At 43.0% G+C, this 22,571-nt stretch carries 21 protein-coding genes; 1 reads left to right on the top strand and 20 read right to left on the bottom strand.

Translation table 11 applies throughout. The features are described 5' to 3' along the window. Positions 1 to 364: 364 nt before the first annotated feature. From MTO98_RS31075 to MTO98_RS31005, 15 genes are all read right to left on the bottom strand, one after another. Positions 365 to 967 (bottom strand): FMN-dependent NADH-azoreductase, encoded by a 603-nt coding sequence (locus MTO98_RS31075; RefSeq protein WP_114941208.1) that lies wholly within the window; start codon positions 965 to 967, stop codon positions 365 to 367. 40 nt (positions 968 to 1,007) lie between these two features. Next, positions 1,008 to 1,727, bottom strand: a complete 720-nt coding sequence (locus tag MTO98_RS31070) for an adenylate/guanylate cyclase domain-containing protein (protein ID WP_243483172.1) — start codon at positions 1,725 to 1,727, stop codon at positions 1,008 to 1,010. 440 nt (positions 1,728 to 2,167) lie between these two features. Next, entirely contained in the window at positions 2,168 to 3,091 is a 924-nt protein-coding gene (locus MTO98_RS31065) for an AraC family transcriptional regulator (protein ID WP_243483170.1), read from the bottom strand. A 310-nt stretch (positions 3,092 to 3,401) separates the two neighbouring features. Further along, entirely contained in the window at positions 3,402 to 3,959 is a 558-nt protein-coding gene (locus MTO98_RS31060; protein WP_243483167.1) for a hypothetical protein, read from the bottom strand. Positions 3,960 to 4,543: 584 nt separating this feature from the next. Continuing rightward, entirely contained in the window at positions 4,544 to 5,221 is a 678-nt protein-coding gene (locus MTO98_RS31055) for a Crp/Fnr family transcriptional regulator (RefSeq protein WP_243483165.1), read from the bottom strand. Between the two features lie 240 nt (positions 5,222 to 5,461). Next, positions 5,462 to 6,931: a PLP-dependent aminotransferase family protein gene (locus tag MTO98_RS31050; RefSeq protein ID WP_243483163.1), complete on the bottom strand. Its 1,470-nt coding sequence runs from the start codon at positions 6,929 to 6,931 to the stop codon at positions 5,462 to 5,464. 30 nt (positions 6,932 to 6,961) lie between these two features. Then, on the bottom strand, positions 6,962 to 7,612 hold the full coding sequence (locus MTO98_RS31045; protein WP_243483161.1) for a sterol desaturase family protein: 651 nt from the start codon (positions 7,610 to 7,612) through the stop codon (positions 6,962 to 6,964). A gap of 713 nt (positions 7,613 to 8,325) precedes the next feature. Beyond that, positions 8,326 to 8,772 carry a GNAT family N-acetyltransferase gene (locus tag MTO98_RS31040; RefSeq protein WP_243483159.1) on the bottom strand — a complete coding sequence of 149 codons (447 nt, stop codon included), beginning with the start codon at positions 8,770 to 8,772 and terminating at the stop codon, positions 8,326 to 8,328. Positions 8,773 to 9,441: 669 nt separating this feature from the next. Continuing rightward, complete coding sequence (locus tag MTO98_RS31035) at positions 9,442 to 11,025, bottom strand: MFS transporter (protein ID WP_243483157.1); 1,584 nt, start codon at positions 11,023 to 11,025, stop codon at positions 9,442 to 9,444. Continuing rightward, on the bottom strand, positions 11,022 to 12,065 hold the full coding sequence (locus MTO98_RS31030; RefSeq protein ID WP_114941197.1) for an HlyD family secretion protein: 1,044 nt from the start codon (positions 12,063 to 12,065) through the stop codon (positions 11,022 to 11,024). The genes MTO98_RS31035 and MTO98_RS31030 overlap by 4 nt, the downstream gene beginning before the upstream one ends. A gap of 24 nt (positions 12,066 to 12,089) precedes the next feature. Beyond that, on the bottom strand, positions 12,090 to 13,451 hold the full coding sequence (locus tag MTO98_RS31025) for a TolC family protein (protein ID WP_243483155.1): 1,362 nt from the start codon (positions 13,449 to 13,451) through the stop codon (positions 12,090 to 12,092). Between the two features lie 87 nt (positions 13,452 to 13,538). Next, entirely contained in the window at positions 13,539 to 13,820 is a 282-nt protein-coding gene (locus MTO98_RS31020) for a group III truncated hemoglobin (RefSeq protein ID WP_154402500.1), read from the bottom strand. 114 nt (positions 13,821 to 13,934) lie between these two features. Next, entirely contained in the window at positions 13,935 to 14,342 is a 408-nt protein-coding gene (locus tag MTO98_RS31015) for a cytochrome C (protein WP_243483154.1), read from the bottom strand. Positions 14,343 to 14,632: 290 nt separating this feature from the next. Beyond that, positions 14,633 to 15,640 carry a cytochrome c gene (locus tag MTO98_RS31010; RefSeq protein WP_243483152.1) on the bottom strand — a complete coding sequence of 336 codons (1,008 nt, stop codon included), beginning with the start codon at positions 15,638 to 15,640 and terminating at the stop codon, positions 14,633 to 14,635. Positions 15,641 to 15,657: 17 nt separating this feature from the next. Continuing rightward, on the bottom strand, positions 15,658 to 17,784 hold the full coding sequence (locus MTO98_RS31005) for a cbb3-type cytochrome c oxidase subunit I (RefSeq protein WP_243483149.1): 2,127 nt from the start codon (positions 17,782 to 17,784) through the stop codon (positions 15,658 to 15,660). A 658-nt stretch (positions 17,785 to 18,442) separates the two neighbouring features. Here MTO98_RS31005 and MTO98_RS31000 point away from each other — a divergent pair. Further along, positions 18,443 to 19,228 carry a sensor histidine kinase KdpD gene (locus MTO98_RS31000; protein ID WP_243483147.1) on the top strand — a complete coding sequence of 262 codons (786 nt, stop codon included), beginning with the start codon at positions 18,443 to 18,445 and terminating at the stop codon, positions 19,226 to 19,228. 107 nt (positions 19,229 to 19,335) lie between these two features. Here MTO98_RS31000 and MTO98_RS30995 read toward each other — a convergent pair whose 3' ends face one another. The 5 genes from MTO98_RS30995 to MTO98_RS30980 all read right to left on the bottom strand — a co-directional run bounded on the left by MTO98_RS30995 (position 19,336) and on the right by MTO98_RS30980 (position 22,420). Continuing rightward, positions 19,336 to 19,752, bottom strand: coding sequence for a hypothetical protein (locus MTO98_RS30995; protein WP_243483146.1), 417 nt, complete (start codon positions 19,750 to 19,752; stop codon positions 19,336 to 19,338). Beyond that, entirely contained in the window at positions 19,740 to 20,024 is a 285-nt protein-coding gene (locus MTO98_RS34340) for an FAD-dependent oxidoreductase (RefSeq protein ID WP_208645672.1), read from the bottom strand. Before MTO98_RS34340 ends, MTO98_RS30995 begins: the two co-directional genes overlap by 13 nt. Positions 20,025 to 20,035: 11 nt before the next feature. Beyond that, positions 20,036 to 20,602, bottom strand: coding sequence for an NAD(P)/FAD-dependent oxidoreductase (locus tag MTO98_RS30990; RefSeq protein ID WP_256464337.1), 567 nt, complete (start codon positions 20,600 to 20,602; stop codon positions 20,036 to 20,038). Positions 20,603 to 20,705: 103 nt separating this feature from the next. Beyond that, a complete protein-coding gene (locus tag MTO98_RS30985; RefSeq protein ID WP_114941190.1) occupies positions 20,706 to 21,158 on the bottom strand; it encodes a DoxX family protein in 453 nt (150 codons plus the stop codon). A gap of 53 nt (positions 21,159 to 21,211) precedes the next feature. Next, a complete protein-coding gene (locus tag MTO98_RS30980) occupies positions 21,212 to 22,420 on the bottom strand; it encodes an NAD(P)/FAD-dependent oxidoreductase (RefSeq protein WP_243483144.1) in 1,209 nt (402 codons plus the stop codon). Positions 22,421 to 22,571: the final 151 nt, after the last annotated feature.

The raw sequence follows: 22,571 nt of genomic DNA, 5'->3' as shown, positions 1-22,571 counted from the left end.
CCCGGTGGTTCAATTTTGGTTTGTTGAGTAGTCCAGGACAATTTTTTCATCAATGTGTTTTTGCAAAAGCAAGGAATGTTCCTGTTTTTCAAGTGTCTGTTTAACAGCTGTTTTGTCGTTTTTTGCTTTGGTTGTACTTCGAAATAACGTAGAAAACCCGATCAGTAGCGATATAAAGTGTAGACAATAATTAATCATGTACAGCTGATTCTTCCGAACACAATGGGAACGTGGCCGAATGCGAGCCATTGTTTTCAGAAGCTACCGGGAGAATAACCTGTGCCTTACCTGATACAAAAGGCCACCTTGTAAAACAAGCGACCTCATACTATTGCTGAACTCTGAAAATTAAAATTTTTTTTTTTTAATCCAGGGTTATTGAGGCAATACCTTTTTCGACTGCATTGTCTTTAAATTCAGCCAGACCGGTTCCTTCTACCCTGAATGTCGTCACATCCGTCATCCCTAAAAATCCTAAGATCGTCGTTAGGTAAGGTGTAACGAAATCAAAACGCTTTGCATCCCCATCCGAATAGATTCCGCCGGAAGACATAGCGATATAGACTTTCTTTCCTTTAACAAGGCCTTCGGGGCCATTTTCAGTATAATTGAAGGTTTCTCCGATCCTCGTGATATGGTCGATCCAGGCCTTTAATGATGAATGGATCCCAAAGTTGTACAGCGGAGCTCCGATGACAATGATATCTGCACTCCTGATTTCCCCGATCGCATCGTCAGAATGGAACAACGCCTGAATAGCTTCCGGGCTTCTCTGATCGGCCGGAGTATAAAATGAGGTTACGTGATGTTCCTCCAGATGCGGGAAATTTTTTGAAATGAGGTCATAATTACGTATGGTGCTCCCTGGGTAAGTCTCCTGGATTTTGTTAACTATAGCTTCGCCTAGTTTGATACTAAATGATGAATTGCCTCGCGGGCTTGAAATGATATGAAGGATCTTTTTCATGTATGATTTGACTTTGTATATGGTGAATTTTTGTGGATTATTAACCTGCCACGGCCATATGATATGGTAGCTGATCTTCAGCCGGGGCTACGGGCGGGACTTTTTCGTAAGGGTTACCCAAAAGATGTAATTTTACCGGATTGGACACCCCCCTGAGCATAACGGAAAACGACTCATGAGTTAAATCCTCATCAGCAAGCATGGAGAAGGCCTCCTCGGAAACCAACAAATTATTGTTGAGTATTTTTGTTTCTCCCTGAATACGTGACGCTATATTTACCGGAAGGCCCATGACGGTCAGTTGTGATCTCCCCAAAATTTTAGTCCTGCCTACGATAACATTTCCCTGGTGCAGTCCGATGCCTATTTCCAGGATTGAATTGCAATAGGGAAAAATATGTTCCTGGTTGAATTCCTTGAGTTGGGCGAGTACAGCTCTTGCGGCTTTTAAAGAAGACCTCACCGCTGACCGAAGATCAGAGTTGATTCCAAAGACTGCGTAAATGTTATCGCCGCTTACTTCAATAATTTTGCCGCCTAGTGAAATGATCGTTTTACAAAAGCTTTCCAAAAGAATTCTGGCGATAAAAAGGACATCGTAATGAGCGTATGTATCCATTAACTTCGTGTAGTTCCTGATATCAAGGAAAAATATAGCAAGCTGCTTTTCCCTGCCAAGAGAGCGTCGGGCAAGGCAATGACTTTCTGAATTTACATCCGGGCAATGAATCTCGTTGTTATTTAGCTTTACACAGTACATCGAAATGATATTTAGTGGTTGATGGTGGCGGGCAGGATTTAAAATGTTCAGCAGAGGGAATTAATCGGAGTGTGTACCAGAAAATATCGCAGCTTTTTAACAAAGCGGTACCCTCCGGTAAGCTTTGTTATGACCGCTTTTAACGCAAAACAACACGTTAATCTCGTGTTATTAACTGAAGGTGGAATACCGATGTAAACCCTGAAGCGAAAACCATTTTTTCGGATTAACCGATTGAGAGACAATTTGCGGGTTCGATGTAAGTCTCTTTCAGTCTGTATTTGCTGAAACAAGCTGGCACAATATGAATGGGGTACTATTCTATTATATTTGCTTTCCATGACCTATGAATATTAGTGTTATTCGTTTTATTGAACACGCCAAAGTTCCGGTTATAGCGAGCGGGAATAGTCCCTATATTTCGGTAAATAGAACCAATTTTACAGTTGTTGCTGGTATTGTAACGGCGTTTTGCCTTCAAATTGTCTGAAGAATCGACTGAAGTGGGAGCTTGTATCGAACCCCAACCCCAGCGCGATTTCCTTTATGCTTTTTTGTGACTGGCTCAGGAGGAATTGAGCTTCGAGATAAATACGGCTATGGATGATGTTTAAAGCAGTTTGTCCGGTTTCCTTTTTCACAACTTCAAGGAGGTACTTAGGGGAGATATGTAATATTTGAGCATATTCCTGAACGCTGCGCTTCTCCAAAAAATAGCGGTCAACATGTTTTTTAAAATCCATTACGATCTTACTTTGCCTGCTGGCTTGTTTTGCCGCAGAAATTTTACACTTTTCGCAGGCTCTGCTCATTTCAAAAAGGGACTGAATCAGCAAGAGCCTTACTATTTGTCGATTATAGGCTTTTCGCTCCCGGTATTCCCGGTCAATCTGTTCAAATAGTGCTTTTAGCTGATAGAAAGCATCTTCGCTAAGATCATAAATAGGGGTCATGTCGGGGGAGATTTCCAACAGCTGCAGAATGACTTCTTCTTTTATGAATGACCGGGTGAGGAACTCCAGTTTGAAGAGTAGCATATAAAGCTCCAGATCGTCTGTTTTATCACGATAGGAACTGATATATTTCGGAGATACCAAATGAATGGTCAGGGGCTTAACGTCAATTGTGAATGGGCCAATGTTTTTCTGGGACTCTCCTTTCAAACAAAGTACCAGGATGTAAAAATCTGTTCTTAACGGTGGCCCGGTTTTCAGGGAACCTTGATTGCTTAACGGAATAAATTCTTCTGTAGTGGTGAACGGATCAAAATTGTTGATCCCAAAGGTCTCTAAACGGCTTTCATCAAAGGTGATATGGGATTTGACTGTAGTTCTGATACCAGATATTTTGGGTGATTTATTCATTGAACTAAATTAATGTAATTTGCTTTCATGGAATGATGGCATAGCGTTAAAAATTAATTGAGAGGCCCTTCATGATTTTTAAACTAGTCCTATCATTAAATTTGAGTATTGCTGATTTATTGCGGTCAGATTACCTCAAACTCCTCGCCCGGCAGGAGAAAAGTATCTTTCGGCTTTTTAGAAGATGTTGCCGAAATCAGGCCTCCCGGCCTAAACGCATTCCGATCAATTATTTTGTCAATGCATAAAAGGTTAAAATATGGCCATCCCCTTAGAGACGGCCACTTGTCGGCAATTTGGACGTTTGTTCTTAAACACCGAATCCATAAGCTAACCTTAAGCCGATGAAATTATTAGAAGTTCCTCCCGTTTTAAATTTAGTATTGCCTTCCCATTTCACACTCGCATCAATATAACTCGAGCCTACGGGAAACTGATAGCCAACTTGAGGAGCATAGCTAAAAGCTGTCGAATTATCGTAACCGTTTTTTGCTTTATCTAAAAGGAAGGATGCACCAGCTTGGCCCTGAATGTAAAAATTGTTTAGCGGAAAATATTTCAGACCCGCTTTTACCGGTATTATCTGCAGATCCGGGACATTGGTCAGTTCGTTTTTGGAGAAGAAATTATTGAAGCCTGCAAGCCCTGTTAAATATATGGGGTTCCCGCTGATCGGTACATCAACCTGCACTGAACCTCCAAGGTTCCAATTGTACCGGTCATGCATGTTCCCGACAGGAATTCCGGATTCCGGACCAACGCTTAACCGGATTCCGGAATTGGTTTTTGTGTTTTGTGCTAAGGCTTTGTTCAGTGTAATCTGGCTTATCAATACCAATGTCAAGAATAATTTGATGAAGTTTTTCATAATTTTTCGTTTTTAAAAATTGTATGATCTATCGTTCGAACGTTACAAAGTTGCATGGAGAGGGTATACTGTAATAGCGACATTCGTCAAAAAAGATCTTTGATAAAAGTCAATAATAGAAATTGACTTATCGCAAAGCATCCTAGCATTCATCAGTTTGGATTTATAGGATTTACCTAAATATGGCAAATTTTTATAACGGGGATTCGCTGCGGAAAATCAGGTCCAATTCCGATTGTTTATTTACCCCTTTTTCCTGAAAACTCCAGTCCTGCTTACGATATAGCGAAAGCATCCCGGGGGGAGGCTGCCTTTACATAGTTGCTTTCGTTGAATGGAGAGCTTATGGGGTGAGGACATCTGCCATTAAGCGCCGGCTATTTAGCTTACGACGAGTCATTATTACCTGTAAGGGAGAAGCCAGGCTGGAGATGATATAATCAAAGTTCAGTATTTCAGCGACGGATCGGATTTCGATCTATCTGAGAGATTGAATCCGGTCAAATTGTGGATGGAATTTTAACAGAAACAGTTTTGCAGGTCAGAAACAAAATCAATTCGGTATTTGACATATATCAATAAGGTCAACGCTTTCTGAGGCGGCTTAGTGTTTCTGCTTTGATGCCGAGGTAAGAAGCGATCATATTTTGCGAAAATCGCTGTATATATTCGGGATTACATGCGATCAGATCGTGAAATCTTTCTTCTGCGGTCATGCTTATCGCCGCGCGGATGCGTTTTTGTGTATCGATTGCAAGTTGTTTGTTTTGAAGCCTGACCATTTCAGCAATGGCCGGGACGGTTTGAGACAGGGTATCCAATTGTCCTGTTGTAAGCTGGAAGATCTGTGTTTTTTCTATGGCTTCAATGTTGTAGATCGAAGCTGTTTGCAGCTCCATACTCTCCCTGTCCGCCATCCAGCTTTTTTCGATACTAAAAGCTATAATCGCTTCATATCCCCTGTCGTTAAGATTGTACATTTTCAGCGCCCCACTCGCAACAAAGGTCAGATACCGGCAAATATCTCCTTCCTGAAGCAGATACTGCCTTCTTCTCAACGATTTAAATCTGATAGTTTGAGAAAGCAGGGTAGTTTCTTCCGTTGTCAGTCTGACCCCGGTGTAGGACTGAACGTACTGAATCAATGTTCTGAATGCCTCATCCCATTCATTCTGCTCTGAATCCATCCTTGCGCCGGCAACAGGTCGCATGTTTGTACCGGTTAAAATAGTTGTGGGAAATAATCTGGTTGCAGCTTGCATAATTGTAAAGGTTTCCGGTCAAAGCGTTCCAATAAGAATGCCTGTTTATAAACACCTGTTGGCCAGTATTTTATTTCGGGTCGGCATCTTATTGTATACTTTATTTCGCGTAACTGCTTAATCTCATGGGTTGTCAGTACAGCAGTCTGAAGGTCGTATGGCGAACATTTGTATAAACACGTAGCGGCATCTTCAGTTTAAGTGTGACTAGAAGAGGGGGCGAACGGTTCGCTGATTGGTCTAAGTAATCAGTTTGCTAAGTATACTGATTGCCTGGGTAATCTCTTGTTCTTCCAAGGAAGCAAAGCCGAGCCTGATCGAATTATTATGTCGTGAATGTTTATTGTGGCAGACATTGCCAAGAAGATGCAAGCCATTTTCTGCCGCCTTCTTGATGAGCTTTTTCAATTCAAACGAGTGATCAAATTTCACCCATAAGGCCAGTCCCCCCTGAGGTATCTTAAAGGAAACTTTATCCCCAAGATATGTCGTAATCTGTGTTGACATCAAATGACACCTGGATGTGTAGACTTTGTTTACATGCTGTATGTGCCGGTCCAACGCGCCTGACATAATCATTTGTGCGATTACATATTCGCCAAAAACATCCCCTTTCAGGTCGAATAATCTTTTTAACTGTAGTGCACGCTGTATAAGCTTGGGGGAGCTGACCATAAAGCCCAGCCGTACCGAAGGGCCCAGTAATTTGCTATAGGATCCTACATAGATGATTTTGCCGTTGTGGCAACTTGTAGCAAGCGGTAGTATAGGCCGGTTACTGTGGTGATAATCATAGTCGTAATCATCTTCCAATACCCAAAAATCAAATTTGGACATGAGTTGGAGTAACCGGAGCCTTCTTTCGGAACTCATCGTTACCGTTGTGGGATGGTGGTGATGTGGAGCGAGATAGAGCATTTTTACAGGTTTACTTTGGAGTATTTTTTCAAACTCTTCAATGATCATCCCTTCTTCATCAACGGCTATCCGGTTAATCACTGCTCCGGCGTTCTTAAAAGTTTCATCAGCAAATATATAATTCGGCTCTGTTGCCACCACTGTTTCTCCTTTTTCAACAAGAAGAGTGATTGCGAGATAGATCGCCATTTGTCCTCCCCTGGTAATGATGATATTATTCTCTCCTGCATTTAACCCCCTCGTTCCGTTCAGAAATGTAGCGGTGGCAGTTTTTAATGAAGGATGACCGCCTTGGTCTAAAAAGTATGCAGCCCGGTTGAGCGCAGTGTTGTTGAAATGTTTGCGGTATTCTCGATTCATTTCCTGGTAGGGCGTAAGCCGGTAATCGGGAAGTCCGTCATTGATCAACAATTCATTATCAGCTATCCGGCGTTTTTGGAGTTTGGGAATCTCCTCGTGTTCTGTTAGTGGCGGTTGTTCCAAATCTGTTTTTTCGAATTTATTTTGCGGGTGGAAAGATCTGGGCTTTATCAGAGGAAGATTTGTTTTGACCCGAAAGCCCTGTCTGGGAACCGACTCTATCCATTCTTCGTTCAGTAGCTCTGCATAGGCTTTGTTTATTGTCTTCCTGTTCACTCCGATCAGATCGGCAAGCACCCTTGTCGCCGGAAGCAGTGCGCCAGGAACTACTACGCCATCCCTGATGAGCTTCACGATTTGATTGCCAACCTGTTTAGCGATTGTTATTTTGGAGTTACGGTCAGCTACGATAAGATTAATGAATGGTAACATGCTCTTTGCTCATTATCTTCAAATTCCGGTTTATTTACGATATGGTCCAGCCGATGTATTTTTACTAAACAAAGATCCTGTAATGTGGTCCCATAAAGGCGAACTGACGCCATAACCCTTTTCTGGCTCCTGATAGTGATGGCGCATATGGTGTTGCTTGATTTTCTTAAAAATACCGCTTTTAAAATTAAAGTGATGCATTGCATAGTGCCCAATGTCATAAACCAGATAACCCACCAAGAAAATGGCAAAGAAAAACCAAAAATAGCGGGCCGGTAAGAGCGCCCTGAAGAGCGAGAAAAATCCAAAAGCAAGTGGAATACTTAAAGATGGCGGCATGACCAACCTCAGTCTGTCACTTGGGTAATCGTGATGGACTCCATGTATGATAAAATGAAGTCTTCTGCCAATGGTCCCGGGTAATTCGAAATGGAAGACATAGCGATGCATCACATATTCCACCAGTGTCCATACTATTAAGGCAATAATCAACACCGGAGGGTACTCCCACCAAAGCATGGCTGAAGCCGCGGAACGGTAACAACAGTAAATAATTACCGGCAGAAACAGGTAAATCGGTACAGTAAAATGAACTTTCGAAAGTGCTTCCAAAAGGCCACTTTTAAACATCCTGACAGATTCTTCAGAGTTTGAGATGAATTTTTTTTTAACAGAAGTCATTTTGATCGATGATTAACAGTTTATATTTTTAATTTGATTCAAAAGCGCATCCAGATCAATGATCTAGTATTCCCCGGTGAACCAGAAAGCCAGTCATGGAGATCGAATGGGCGCAAAATTATAAGTACAAGTAACACTTTGAAGGGACCAATTGAACCAGGGCCGGGGGGCCAACAAAAAATGATTTGCATGAGGTCGCCTGCGATCCAAATCTTTATAATACATTAATTCTGTTTCTTTGATGTGGTCTAAACCAAGTAAAAGTGCGGACACGAAGCCATTTTTTTACCGGACGGAAACCTGTCTTCTCATTAATACTTTTCTGATTGACTCTGGTTGTAGCGCATAACGAAAAAATATCACTGTCAAATGTTTGAATCAGCGTATTAGAAATATAACGGCATACAGAGATCAACATTAAATGATTTTACAGTAGTTTTCTGCATGAGTTTCGTGAGCTCATTTAGGCTAATTCTAAATTCATCATGAAGCGGGCAGGGGTTAAGTTTTGAACATTAATCAATTCCTTCTGATGTTTTTTCTCTAATTCCAACACTGGAACCGTGTTCGGTCTAATGAGCGAGAAAAAATGCCACGCGGATAGCACATTCATAGGTCCTGAAAAAGACGCCCATAATGCTTTCGAAATCACAGGATTATTGGTGCTATAAAACTTTGTTATTGTCATTTAAACTTTAAAACCTGGTTTATTATTACCTTTTATTAACGGTTGGGATGTCTTTGGAAAAATGATTGCAGGCAAGTATAAAGCCTCGGTTCAGGTAGAGGCGGTGAGCCGGGTGAAGAGTGTAACCACTATCCAGGTGGATACTTTTTACCTGCGCTTGTCTGGCTTCGTTCTCGATGAAAGATAGCAAGAAGTTACCGCACCCTTTCTTTCTGTTGTCGGGTGATGTAAAAAGGTCGTCAATATATACGATCTTTCCTGTTCTCAACATCTCGTATTTACGATACCCGGCAAACGCCATGGCTTTTCGGTCGCTTTCCTCAAATGCGTATATGAGTTCATAACTATCGTTTCTGATCATTTTTTCGACAAGGTCAGTTACTGTTGCCGGGTTTAGATGTGGTCTGAAATCCAGGATCAGATTTTTACAAACTTCGATATCTGTCCGGGAATTCACTTTTTTGCATAGCATAAATTTGATATTTTATGTTGGTAATCGTTGAGTTACATTTCGAGTGAAATATGGACTGAAACTTCATGTAACATTAAAGGCGAAAGCTTTTCATAAGATGGGGCAGAAAATCCTATTGACCGGGCCAGTATAATGTTCGTTGCATTTTGCTTTCCGGCCACTGAATCGTCATTCAACAGGGCTGACCGAGGAATTCGTGATGATTGCATTCGTGATGAAAACCCCTTTTTCACCATTGAAAGTGTCAATACTGTGGACGTATTTAAAACAATGATCAACATGATCGTAACCTTGATCTATGACACGTATAGCTACTTCATATGTGGTAAAATGTCGGCTATTTTGCACACAAATCAGTTGCCCGGCTTTCATTGAAAAATCCTGATCGTATCCCATGCCATGCAATTCAATTACACTTTTGGTGATAACACAATTTAACTTTCGGTTTCTTCTGAAGTACAAATACATAATAACATGATTTATTACAAAATGCATATTTACATGGTCGTAAATGTTAGTAAATATCATATGGTTCGACTTAAGTTATTGTTTTTTTAATATTTGTGTGTTTTTTAATGTTTGCGCCTTCCCTGCGTGCAATAGAAGCGGCTGGCGATATATCCCGTGCGCTGCTTACCGCTCGGACTTTTTCTATATAGACAAATTTTATTATACCTGCATTTGTCTGGATTTTAGGATCGCCGAAAGGATAATTATGATCAGTGCGGTTACCATGATCAGAGCTGCGATTATTGAAAGTGTCATAAATATCGCCCTGATAGTTAGTAATTGTGTTTGCATGCTGAGTGTTTTTGCCAATGCTGAGTTGGCTAACGCACTGGCCTGGCTGGCTGCGAACCCTCGTGTGCTATAAAATTCAAACAGTTTATCGAGTCTTTCGCTGATTGGTCCGTCCAGCACGGTGATCTTACCAAGAAAAGATTCTTTGTATTGTTGGTTAAAATAGAGCTGAAGATTAAAGAATCCAGCGCTGGCATTTAGCAGGGAAATAAAACGGGCATAAGCGCCAATAACTAAGCCAGTATATCCTGCCTTGGGGGTTGCTGTCTTCACTATGAAGATGACCATCGGTATAAACATTATCCCGGAAGCTGCGCCTTGAAGGAAAAATGGAATCATGAGATCCTCAAAGGAAAGGTCGTTTGTCATGACCAGGTATATCCAAATATGATAAATGAAAAGCAAACCAAAACCACTCACAATATACATCGGTAAATTAGTAAAGCCCCGAACCAAACATATAGTTGAAATAGTTATGCAAATGGTTAGGCCGGCTATGTTCAACAACCCGAGCTGCATGGTTTGTTCCGGGCTCCATGTAAGAATTGTACTGGTATATCCAAACAATAAATTAATACTTTCCTTCATACCGTAATAAGTGCCAAGCAACATTAGTCCAAGCCACATCTTTGGATTTTTCAATACTGTAACCTGAATCAAAGGGCGCTTAAAAGTTATTTCCCTTGATAAAAACAGAATTAGCCCGAAAATCAAAGCGACTGCGGACATTTTTATTCGGCTGTCAGCGAACCATTCATATTTTGATCCGTAGATCAAACAATACGCCATCGCTATGGCCGATAAAACGAAAAAGACAGCTCCGGCCCAGTCAATTTGCCAAAGCGGATAGGGCCTTCGTTCAGTATAATTTTTAAAAGCAAAGATTACGATCAGTAAAGAGGTCACAAGGAAGAGGATAATGTAATAATACAGGTGCTGAAAATCGCCCGTGAGTGTCACCCTTGAGGCGATCATGCCGATCAGGATGGCATTAGCCAGCACGGTACCGTATAGCAGGACAGAGGGTGTTACCTGACGGTGCGCTGGAGTTAAGTATGCCGTAATGTGCACAAGCATGCATGCAGCCATCCCGCAAACGACTATACCCTGTAAAAAACGGATAATAAAGAACAGGATCAGGTCCTGAACCACCATGCAGGCGGCAGCCAGGAAAATTCCTAATGAAATTACAACAATCAAATAATTTCTGGGTTGGAAATAACGCTGAAACCTAAATTGTATCGGCAGCATGACAAGAATCCCGATATAAGTCATCTGTAGGGCCAAGGTTACATCCTCCGGCTGGGCTCCCAAATAGGATACAACAAAGTTTTGGCTGAGTGCAAACACACCAAATTGAAATACTCCGGAGAGCATAATAAACTGCAGTAATATGCGTGCGACTGCGGGGCGGGCGTGCAGCCAAGGCTTGAGATACACAGGAGGATTCATATATTTTTATTTTTTACAGATACGAGAACATTCATACCCGCTTTCACCGCCGCGATATCCTTGCTGACAAAGCGGATCCTAACAGGAACCCGCTGCACAACTTTTACAAAATTTCCGGTCGAATTATCCGGCGGCAAAAGTGAATACTTGGACCCCGTAGAAGCCGAAATGGCCTCGATCTGTCCGTGATAAATTTTGTCATCTATAGCGTCGACGCTGATTTCGACTGGTTGCCCTACGTACATTTTACTTATTTGGGTCTCTTTAAAGTTTGCTGTAATCCACTTTCTCTGCTCATTTACAATTAATACAAGGGGTTGTCCCGGTTGAATTTGCTGTCCTTCCTGAATGGTTTTTCTCCCCAACTTTCCCGCGTAGGGTGCAGTGATAGCCGTATATCTCATGTTAATACGTGCCAACTCGAGTAAAGCAGATTTTCGTTTCAAATCAGCGGAGAGCAATGCTCTGTGGGTTTTCAGTTCATTGATCTTAGCATAGTTCGTTCTCAATGAGTTTACCGCAGCACTATATTCACTGCGGGAAACATCAAATCGTGATTGAACTGCGTCAAGGTCAGCCCCAGTTATCGCTTCTTCTCTTATCAGTTTTTTATAACGGTCAATATCTGCCTTCTGTAATGTAAGTCTTGCTTTCGCAGCTTCAATTTGATCAGTGTTTACTTTTGAAGCGGTTTCCTGACTGGCTATACCTGCATTCAAAACAAGCATCTGGGCCCGTACATCTTCAACAACGGCTTCGGCTTCCTTCACTTTTTGGAGGTATTCTCTGTCATCCAGTATCATAAGCGTATCACCGGCAGCAACTATTTGATGCTCTTCAAAGGAGACCGACTTAATATAACCGCCAACCCGCGCTGAAACTGGGTTGATGTAGCATTCTACCTGAGCGTCATTAGTTTCCTGGAAACTGTTGCCCCTCCACAGGTACGCGGCATAGAAATATAGGCTCACCAAAATTACACAGATTGCAAGTCCTGAGAAAACAACTTTAAGCGGGTGTTTGATAGAAGTACCATTCATGATATAGGTATTTAAATAGATTATTCATAGTTTACCTGAAACGTACAGCAGCCGGTAATATATTAGTTGAGCATTAGTTTGTGCCAAAACTATGTTGTACCGTGACTCTTGCAATAGATTATCGGCATCTAAAAGGTCCGTCAGTAAAGCCAGCTGGTTGAGGTACTTGGCGTTTATAATTCTGTAATTGATCCGTGCCTGTTCGATTGATTGCTCTGCAACAATTATTCTGTTTAATGCTTCCTGATATTTGATTACCAGACTCGCGGTTTCCTGCATTACGTCGTCATTAACATTTTGCTGTAGGTACTCTAATTCCTGGTAGCGAATACGCCCTGCCGATACTTTATTTTTATTCTGGTACAATGAAGATATATTATATTGTACTTTGACTCCGATGAAACCAATCGCGTAAGCCTGATCAACCGGGGGGTAGAAAATCGCGTTTGGATAAGTAAGACCATAAGCAGAGAACAGCGAAATCGAAGGCCGGTTGCTACTTCGTAAAGCTTCGACCCTTGCGGCCTGAAAGCGAAGATTTTGAGCGGCTTTGCGCGCCAGGAAAGAATTTGCAGGTGCTGTAGCCGCCAATGAAGACAACTCAGCAGCCTGAGGGCGCACCATGTTGGCCGAATCCGTTGGTTCGATTTTTATATAACCGGGAAAATTAATCAGAACGTTCAGTTTCTGATTGCTGATGGTTAGATCATTTTCTATTTGCTCGAGATTCAGCTTTACCGCGGAAAGGTTCAATTCTGCGCGTAACAAATCACTACGTGTTACTTTTTGGTTATTGAAAAAGGCGGTAATGTCCCTGTAGCGCGTTTCGGCCCTTTTGACTTGATCAATGATCAATCTGCGCTGGTCGCGGAGTCTAACCATGTCCAGGTATTGATTGACGACGCGGAGCCCGATTGCTGCACTTTGTTCCAGTTTGCTTGTTCCCGCAAGATCTTTTCGATGCTGTTGTTCCTGCTTGGCTGCTCTTTGTTTTCCTCCTGAATATATATTGAAAATAGCGGACAATCCTGCATCTGCACCATATTGCGTGGGGCGCTTAGGGATCGAATGGGCACTTCCAAGCCCGCTTTCGAATAAAGTCAGTTTCGTAAAACGCTGATAATCGGAATTTGCAAGTATTGTCGGAAACGCATTCATTTTTGTATCTTTCAGATCTTCTAAAGCAGCGGCCTCTTCGCTTGCGGCTGCTTTTACCAAATTATTTTCCGTTTTTCCTAGTGCGATGGCCTGCTGAAGGGACATTGGTCGGATTTGGGCCGCAGGAACATTCTGTTGTGCATAACTTGGATTTTGCATGCCGAAGAAAAAACTGGTCGAGGTCATTAAAATCCAGCGGATAAGCGATATAGACCTGAGAGCGTTCATAATTGGGTTTTATTTTAAGCTGATCACTATTAATATGGACAGTAAGGAGGGGGCACTTCATTTGATTTTAAGCTCCTTTGATAGACATCACAGTATGATCCTGTCCTTGTCTCTTACTCTGGCCAGTTTATTTTGAAAAACAATCGCCATTTTACCTGCACTTACTTTTGCCTCTTCGGCTTTAGAGCCTTTAAAATGCGTATCTACGGTTATTTGAAATAATTTCAGCCAGCGCTCTAAGTGCCGGGCAGTGATTATGAATTGGTCATATTTTGCAAATGGATTTTCGGTATAGCCCGGTGTACCAAAGAGTACCACCTTCCAGAACGAATTCATCGTGTACAAGTGTGCCTCGGAATCTCCGATCATTGCGGAAAAAACAGGCCCCAGAAGTTTGTCCTGCTTGATGTTATCATAGAAGTTACTTACGAGCAGTTGAATACATATATCATTGTTGATGTCCGTCATACCAAAGTTTGCGTTTCAAAGTTTAATTGAAAGTGATGAAATAATAAAATAGCCCGTCCAGGCAATAAAAAGAATAATCCCGGTAACGACCCACCACGGTATACTTTGAGGCGTTTCGCTGCCATGGAGCAGAAATGTTTTCTGGTCTCCTTTACCATAGGCATTAATCATCAGAGGTAGAACGCCTTCGACGATCTCATCTTTTTTCAGGCCTTCGACAGCAATAGCGGGACCATTGCGCACAATAAATGGGATTGTTCGAACGCCCTCTCGGCCAGACAAGTCCCTGCTGATGATCCTCAGCGTATGTTTGCCGTCGGTCAATTTTCGCGTGTCCAATTCAAAGGAGACGGGGGCCGGAAATTCTCCAATGGGCTGCGGCTGTTCATCTATGAATAGGGTGACAAAACTTTTATCTTTCATGTCAGCTCTTGTTGAAAAATTATGTTCTTGATGTGCGCTCTGTTTCGCTCTGCAGGCCTCAGTAAGTATTTTAAGGATGCGAAAAGAACATACAATGTAATGAGGACCATGATGGCTACTACAAGGTAGTCCCAACTGTTCTCGGGTCCGCGGCCATGTGTAATTTCTGTAAACGGGTTACTTTGTTGTTTTTTACAGGCCTCACAGGCCAGTAAGCATTTGCTGCTCGTCAATTGTAAAGCGATGAATATGTATTTTTTCATTATCTCAGGATGTTAAATTAAAGGTGATTATTTAAGTGCTGATATAACTTTTTTGACTTCCTCCACGCTCACTTGTTTGCTGTCGTTTCCCCAACTGCTTCGCTCGTGATTTATGATCGCCGCAACTTCTTCGGGTTTCAGGTTATTGTTTGTTCCGACTGCAGGCATAGCGCTATAGCCTTCGCTTTCACGACCGTTATAACCTTTCATGATGATCGTAATCTGGACATTTGGATCGGGGTTAAGGACGATCTTGCTTCCTTTAAGTGGTGGGAAGGCACCAACAAGACCTTCACCGTTAGGTTGATGACAGCTAGAACAGTTACTCGAATACAGGGCCTCGCCGTCAAATTGGGACTTTTCAGATAATTTTGCTCCGGTAAGCAGGGGGGCGTTGCTCGCTTGTTTTCCGTAAAGGAATATAGGGACAGGGCGGCCGTCCGGCAATTTCACCTGCTGGAGGGATTGCAAATAGGCTACCAGTGCCAGTGCCCTGTGGGATGCGACAATCTTTCCGCTTCCACTTTTGAATTCCTCAGGAACATTGACCAGAGTTTCTTCGGGGAATGGATATTCTTTATTTAGAAATAACCATTCATAGGACGGCATAACTGATTCCTTTACAACGGAACGTGGGTTGTAAAGATGAAGCAGGTGCCAATCCGTACTCGGTTGCCTGCTGCCGATACTAGTCAGGTCCGGGCCGGTGCGTTCCGATCCCATCAGGGTGGCGGTATTACGCCATATGTCAGTCCTGTTTATAACGGCGTAATCTGCGGCGATACTCGGGCGGTTTCCCCAGACTTTATCCATTTCAAGGTTGCGAACTTGTTGTGTATGACAGGCAACGCAACCTTCTCCTATAAATACAGCTTTTCCTTCAATCTGCAATGGTGTCAAAGGCTTTGCCCCAGGCAAGATATTCACAGATTGCTGGTTGTTCATAGCTGGGAGTATGGCTACAAAAAGCGTCAGTGTTCCAAAGAATCCCAAGGCCAGTATAAATAGCTTTTTATGATTTGAATATATTTCCATAATAATTCATGAATCGTTTATATGGCGGTTGTAATATTTATGCTGTCATCTATTGCATCCAGTACCTTTCGTCTTATTTCGCTTTCAGTTTTCCTCAGAGTCATCGAATACATATTCCAGCAAAAGATCAGGTGGGAAAGCCACATCAGCGTGCCGCCGATTGCCCTCCACAACCAATAAGGAGCCATTAAGGTCACGCTCTCAATGAATGGTCTGCCCGTCTGCCAGGCCATACCCCTTAAGGTTCCACCGATCATTAATGGAATTGTATAAAATAAGAGGCCCAGCAATGCAAGCCAGAAATGCGCTCCAACCCAGTGTTGCGCCGGTTCTTTACCGGTAAGTCTGGGAACAAGGGTGTAAATTGAGGCCCACAGCATAAAGGCAATGATTCCATACATAGTCAGGTGGGAGTGGGCGGTGGTAAAATCTGTAAAATGCCAGACGAGGTTCGTTTCGCGGAAGGCTTCAGCGGTGCCCTGGGTTGATCCGGTGAAATAAAATAAAATGCCTACTAAATAAAATGGAAGCGTATAACTCCTGCCGATCTTGTTGAAGTTACCGCGCATGGTCATCAAAAAATTCGTGGTTCCGGCAAAAACCGGGATTAGCATACCAACGCTTCCAACGATCGCTATGGTCTGTAGCCACCATGGAATGGAACTGAATAAAAAATGGTGAGTTCCTATTAAAGTGTAGAAAAGTATTTGTGCCCAGAAAGCTAGTATCCCGAGGCTGTATGAATAGATAGGAGTGTTGAGTTGCTGGGGAAGGAAATAATATATAAGCCCCAGATTAAATAGCATAAACCACATGCCAACTGCCTGGTGCATGTAATACCCCTGCACGATGGTTTCGCCCAGCCCGTTTTGCCACCAAGGCACATATCCGACAATTGCAATGATAGCAATGAACATCATCGCCGATACGATATACCAGTTTGAGATATAGATCTCTTTTGTTCTGCGGCTTCCAATGGTTTGAAAATAGTTATACAGAGAAAGAAGAATGCCTGCAGCGAAAAGACTCATGACCGGCCAGGTGTATTCTCTGTATTCACCGCCGCCATTATTGATGCCAGCCATTAATGATACTGTACCGCATATGATGGCAGTATTTATTGCAATGAGTGACCAGTAGGCGATTCTCAGGTTGAAGAAATGACTGTTGCCGACCTTTGGTACAACATAATAGCCTAATCCAACCATAGCAAGAGAGGACCATCCCCAGAATACCATGTTGGTATGTACTGGTCTCAGACGTCCGAAACTCAGCCAGCTTATATGATCTGCGTCAGGAGACACAAATTTTATTCCTAAATATTCCCCTATAGAAGTTCCGATAATTAGCCATACTGTTGCACTGGCCAGATACCAGAGAATCAACTTTACAGTCCCGGGGGGCAGTTCGTGAGGTAACAGGGCCTTGCGTTTCGATGACAGGAATCGAGGTGAATGGACTTCCGACACATTATGTAACATACCACGTGTATCTGCAACAGGTTCACGACCTCTCAACTCTGTATCGGCGAGCCGAAAATCAAGTGCTGCTTTTCTCTCTATCAATTTACGATAGAATTCCGGATCAGCAAATGCAGTATTGGTCAGATCTGAAATGTCTTTTTTAATTCTTCTGTACTGCGCTCTTGCAATGATTCTCGATATTTTAATACCGGTCAACCACAAGGCCAGCAATAATGGGATCAGTATGAGCGTAAGCATGATGATCATCCCTGGGCTTTTCATCAGCCCTGCGTCGGCAGGAGTAATTTGAGCATGGGCTTTCGTTGTTGTGATTATTACAATCATCAGGAGGATGAACTTGCTTTTTCCTCCTGTCTTTTTTTGACGAATGTCGTGACGGGCGATCAGATGGTCGATTTCTGCCTGGTCAAGTCCCGTTAATTGCTGTTCGCACCAGTTTTGAAAATCGGGGTCCCGTTCTTTAGTTTCCGAACGTAACCGCGTTACCAGGCGATAAAGCCATAGTGAAAGAAGTAAGAGTATAAATACAACCATACCCATAAGTAGCCCTAATAAAATGGCACTGATTTCGTTGTCAGAATATCCTGAAATCGTATCTGCATGTGTAGCAAGTGTGCTGCCCATGAAAATTACGGTCATCATCTTTGTTTTTGTTCTCATATCTTAACAGTTCATTCGATTTTACATTGATATTCCATTTGCTCACACATGCCATTAGCTACACTGACTACTGATCTGTTCCGGATAATGTAGCGCTTGATGATACAAAGAGGATCTAAGTATGCTGCGCTTTTTTTCATACACGTGATGCTGATCGGTTTTGTATCGCTTGCGGTGTTTTGCTACTATTGTGCCATTGCTTTAAAATTTTGTATTTCAACGAATTGATGTAAAAGAGAGGATTATGATCATACGATAATTCGGGCTTGCGCTCTAATGCGTGGCCCGCGGCGCGATATAAAGTGGGTTGCCAACCTGAAATGTACCTGAAGGAGGGCACTGACCGATTTCGAAAATCCGTTGAGCGAACCCGCAGGACCGAAGATAAAAATCTGTCAGCCTTAACCGTTCTGTAGGCGGTTAGCCAGTGGCCCGTAATGGTTTTTTTGTTTTGAAACCGCGATATTAAGCGGCGATATTTTCATAAATACTGGCCAAGGTCTTTTCTACCAGTGCTTTGAGTGTTGGCACCGGCATTGAGTAACATAAGCTTCGCAAAAGAGAATGTAAAGCGAACCTGCTGAAAACAAAGACTTGGAGGTCGTCAAAGTGACACGTAACTGGTATTGCCCTCCCAGTCATTTCTAAATAAATAGCTATGAAAATTAACAACATTGAAACAACGCTCGAAGCAATCCGAACATTGGGAGCAGCTCATCTGGTCCATAATTCCCTGAATAAAGAAGTCGCAGGCACAGAGGCGACTGGAAATCATTCTGCTGAAGCAATCCAAATCCTCGGTCATGAACTCAAAACGCCGCTCTCCCTGATCAAGATATATCTTCAAATGGCTCAGCGTTTATCCAACGGAAATTCTGACCAGGTTAGTGGTATCCTAGAGAAGGCAAATGTACAGGTCGATACGATCAGTAGAATGACCGATGATTTTGTGCAAAAATTCCGTTGTCCACAATCCGGGAGATCGCTTACATTTCATCAGTTTGATTTGGTCGACTTGATCCGGGAACTATTGCTGGAAGCCGATCAGCTTTATCCGGAATTCGTTATCGAGTTTAACGGGAGCGAGAGCGTGGTGGTGAAGGCCGAGCGGCACCGGATCAAACAAGTATTGAATAATCTTCTCAGCAACGCTGTTAAATATTCCGGAGGACTAAAGGATATCAGCATATATTGTATTCGCAGTTCAGAGGATGTGATCGTCGCTGTCAGGGATTTTGGAATCGGGATCGAACCATCGTTATGCGAACGGATATTTCAGAAGGCTTTCCGCCCCGATACTTTAGCTGTTCAGAATATTGAAGGAAGCGGCCTTGGCTTATTTATCGTTAAGGAAATTATCGACGAACATGGGGGCAGGGTCGGTGTATCAAGTGTCGTTGGAGAAGGATCCCATTTCTTTTTTAGCCTGCCGGTGATATACTGAACCTGGAAATTATGGAAAAAAATACAATTGGTTTTGGTCAACATTGATTTTAAAACGATAACCCGATAGGCTAAGCATCAAACATGATTATTCATGAAGCGGACTTTTTAGGGCTGGTGTTTTTCAGTACGAAAGATCATTCGGAGCGACTTGTCTTTAGAGATATACGCTGTCACCCAGTCATACAAGGTGATGAACTTATTCCGGAAACTCACCAAAGAAAGAAGGTGTATGAACAGCCATATCATTAAACCTAAAGGTCCGCTAATGTGTACACGAAGTTTGAAAAGATCAGCCATGGCCTTTGTTCTCCCGATAATGGCCATGTCCCCTTTATCGAAATATTTAAATGGTTGTAATGATTCGTTACGGACAAGGGCGCTGAGATTCGCGGCAAGTTTTTTTCCCATCTGGATTGCCGGCTGGGCAATCTGGGGATGCCCCTTAGGATAATCGGGGTCGTTACTGATCAGAGCGACATGGCCAATAGCAAAGATGTCGGTCAGTCCTGCTACCCTCGCCATCCTGTCAGTGCACATACGTTTACTAACCCCAAACTCGTGACTGGAATGCCATCGAATGTATTCGCAGTTATCCCGGCTGTCCAGATCAACGTCATGGCCCTGATCGATCTATTATCGCTCAGCTTGACCGTATCACCATCAAAATCTTTTACGGTCGTATCCAGGATGACCCGTACGCCACGATTGGTCAGGAAGAGATAAGCTTCCTCGTGTGTTTTTTTGCCCATCGGCATTAATAGGCTTGGGGCGCCTTCCACAATATAAATATCCATGACCTCGTGTTTCAGTTCAGGATAATCCCGCGGCAGAATGTGTTCCTCATTTCTGCCAGCATCCCTGCAACTTCGACTCCGGTAGGCCCTCCGCCTGCTATTACGGTGGTTAGTAGTTTTCTTCGTTCGGCGGGGTCCGTATTTATCACAGCTTTCTCCATTATATTACGCATGCGTAGCGCATCGTCGATGGTTTTCATCGGGACCGCGTGATCAAGGAAATGCTCGTTCCCGTAAAAGTTTACCTTGCTTCCTGCTGCAAAAACCAGGAAATCATAATTTATTAGCCCGTTATTGAGATATAACAAATGTAGGTCAGTGTCGACGCTCATAACCTCGGCATACCGAAAGTGCACCCTGCTCCTACGAAATAATTTGCGAAAAGGCGCACTGATGCTGGATGGGTCTAAAAATGAAGTGGCAACCTGATAAAGCAGGGGTGGAAAATAATTGTAATTGTTCGTAGCTATTAGCGTAATGCGGAATTTCTTATCGTTAATAAGATGTTGAGCAAGGTTAAGTCCTGCAAATCCACCACCAACGATCACCAGGTGCTTTTGAGGTGTACAATTTTTCATATCTAATTATAATCGGTTTGCATTGGGGATTAATGATAACAGCATCCGACGCTGACTACTATTTCGGCGCCGGAAATCCGCGTCGGTATGACGATCTGAGCCTTTATTTAAGTATACTGTCACTGGTTTTCACGATATTATCCAAGCTCCACCTGAAATCTGTAAAAGCTGAAAGCAATAATGCTCCTGCACATACAGATGGGACAGAATAGTTGAACACGGCTTTCATTCCCACCGAAAAAATCATGCAACATATGAAAGTCAAAGTGAGGAGAAAGGCCCCGGCCGCACTGGCCCTAGTTTGATAGCCGAGCACCAGGAGCGCCCCGATCAGGGCTTCGGCAATGGTAGCAATAAGACCCAAAAAACTGGTCAGTCCCTGCGAGGCCCAGGGGATAAGGACATGGGTATAATTAAGGAAGTTTTGCCAGTTTCCCCAATTGATATTATGACTCCCCGGTCCGCCTAGCCATCCAATCCTATCAAGAACGGCAGAAAGAAAGCCGATACCAATCGACAGACGGAGCAAAATTTGAGCGTAATCTTTTTGTTTCATAAAATGATATTTAATAATTAAATGTTTAGATAAAAAGTTCGAATTAGCGGAACTCAAAATTCAGGTATTTCGGGATATGAGGCTGTAACGGCATCCTCAGCATCAGCAGGCGGATAGATCAGTTGGGTGTTGATGAATGTTTTTACTTTGCTCGCGTCGCTACCCGTCAGTTCAAGAGCCCGTTCCCAGCCTCTTGTAAAAAGCGCTTCGCCGTGTCCGAGATCAAGGCAAGTAACGTAACCTTCCTGGATATATTTCTCCAAAGGCATTCCGAACATGTCGTTCACTGCATTGTGCCCAGCCCATCGACCCTGGAAGTTGCTGTACTGAAATGCCATTGGAGCTGTTAATCCGTTATCAACTGTCACGTTTGCTGCGTCTCCGGCGACAATTACGTTGGTATATCCAGGCAATTTTAAAAATTGATCAACCTTCAACCGACCGTACATATCCCGTTCCCCATAAAAATACTCTGTCAACCGGCTTGCCTGCATCCCTGCGGTCCATATGACCGTTTGTGTCGGGATGCTCATCCCATTACTGAGGTGAACTTTTCGCGGCTCAATCGACGATACGGCCGTTCCGGTGATAACTTCAATGTTTTTAAGGGAAATAATGCCCTGGATATACTTTCGTGCTTCTATAGAATATTCGCTTGCTATAGAAGCCTTCCTTTCGATGACAATCGCTTTAAAAGATGGTAACGCATCTAAATAGTAATGGCTGATATGCTCCGCTTTTCCTATAATGCCGGTTACAGCTTCTATACCTGTGAGCCCTCCACCGACAATAACAAAGTTTTCCGAGCCATCTGCCCGGAACCCATTACCAGCGAGATCTATCATGTGGTTCTCCAGTTTCTTTGCGGCTGCAAAAGTATCTATGTTGTATGTGAGTTCCATACCTGGGATGTCGAACGATTGAAGGGTGCTTCCTGCTGCCAATACAAGATAATCGTAATTCAATACCAGTTTTTCCTTTAGAGAGGTTATATACAAAAAATGGGAAGCAGGGTCAATAAGATTGACATAACCGGTAATACGTCTTATACCCAGCGGCTTTGTATAATGTGCGAGTTCGATTCTCAGCCCTTCCAGTGAAGCCTCATAAAGGCGAGGCCTAATCGTTAAATATTCGTCCGGATTGATCATTGAAATCTCCAGTTCATCCTGTTTTTGGAGTGCCCTGCTCTGCCTTACGGCACTCAGAACACTCCAAAACCCTGCAAAACCAGCACCGATGACGACAAGTTTTTTTTTCATAGTTCCATAAGTTCTCAAGCTTGTATGACTCCGCTAAAGTTGGTTGACAACATAAACAATAGAAGTGCCATGCTGGAATTTATTGTGCGCCAGATTTTTATCTAAAGGTCGTCCGGACTAGCAATGGCGTTATATCGCGGGGATTACTCTC

The organism is Mucilaginibacter sp. SMC90 (assembly GCF_022811725.1).
Classification (GTDB): domain Bacteria; phylum Bacteroidota; class Bacteroidia; order Sphingobacteriales; family Sphingobacteriaceae; genus Mucilaginibacter.
The sequence above is the reverse complement of the archived record's forward strand: the minus strand, read 5'-3'. Positions and strand labels throughout refer to the sequence as shown.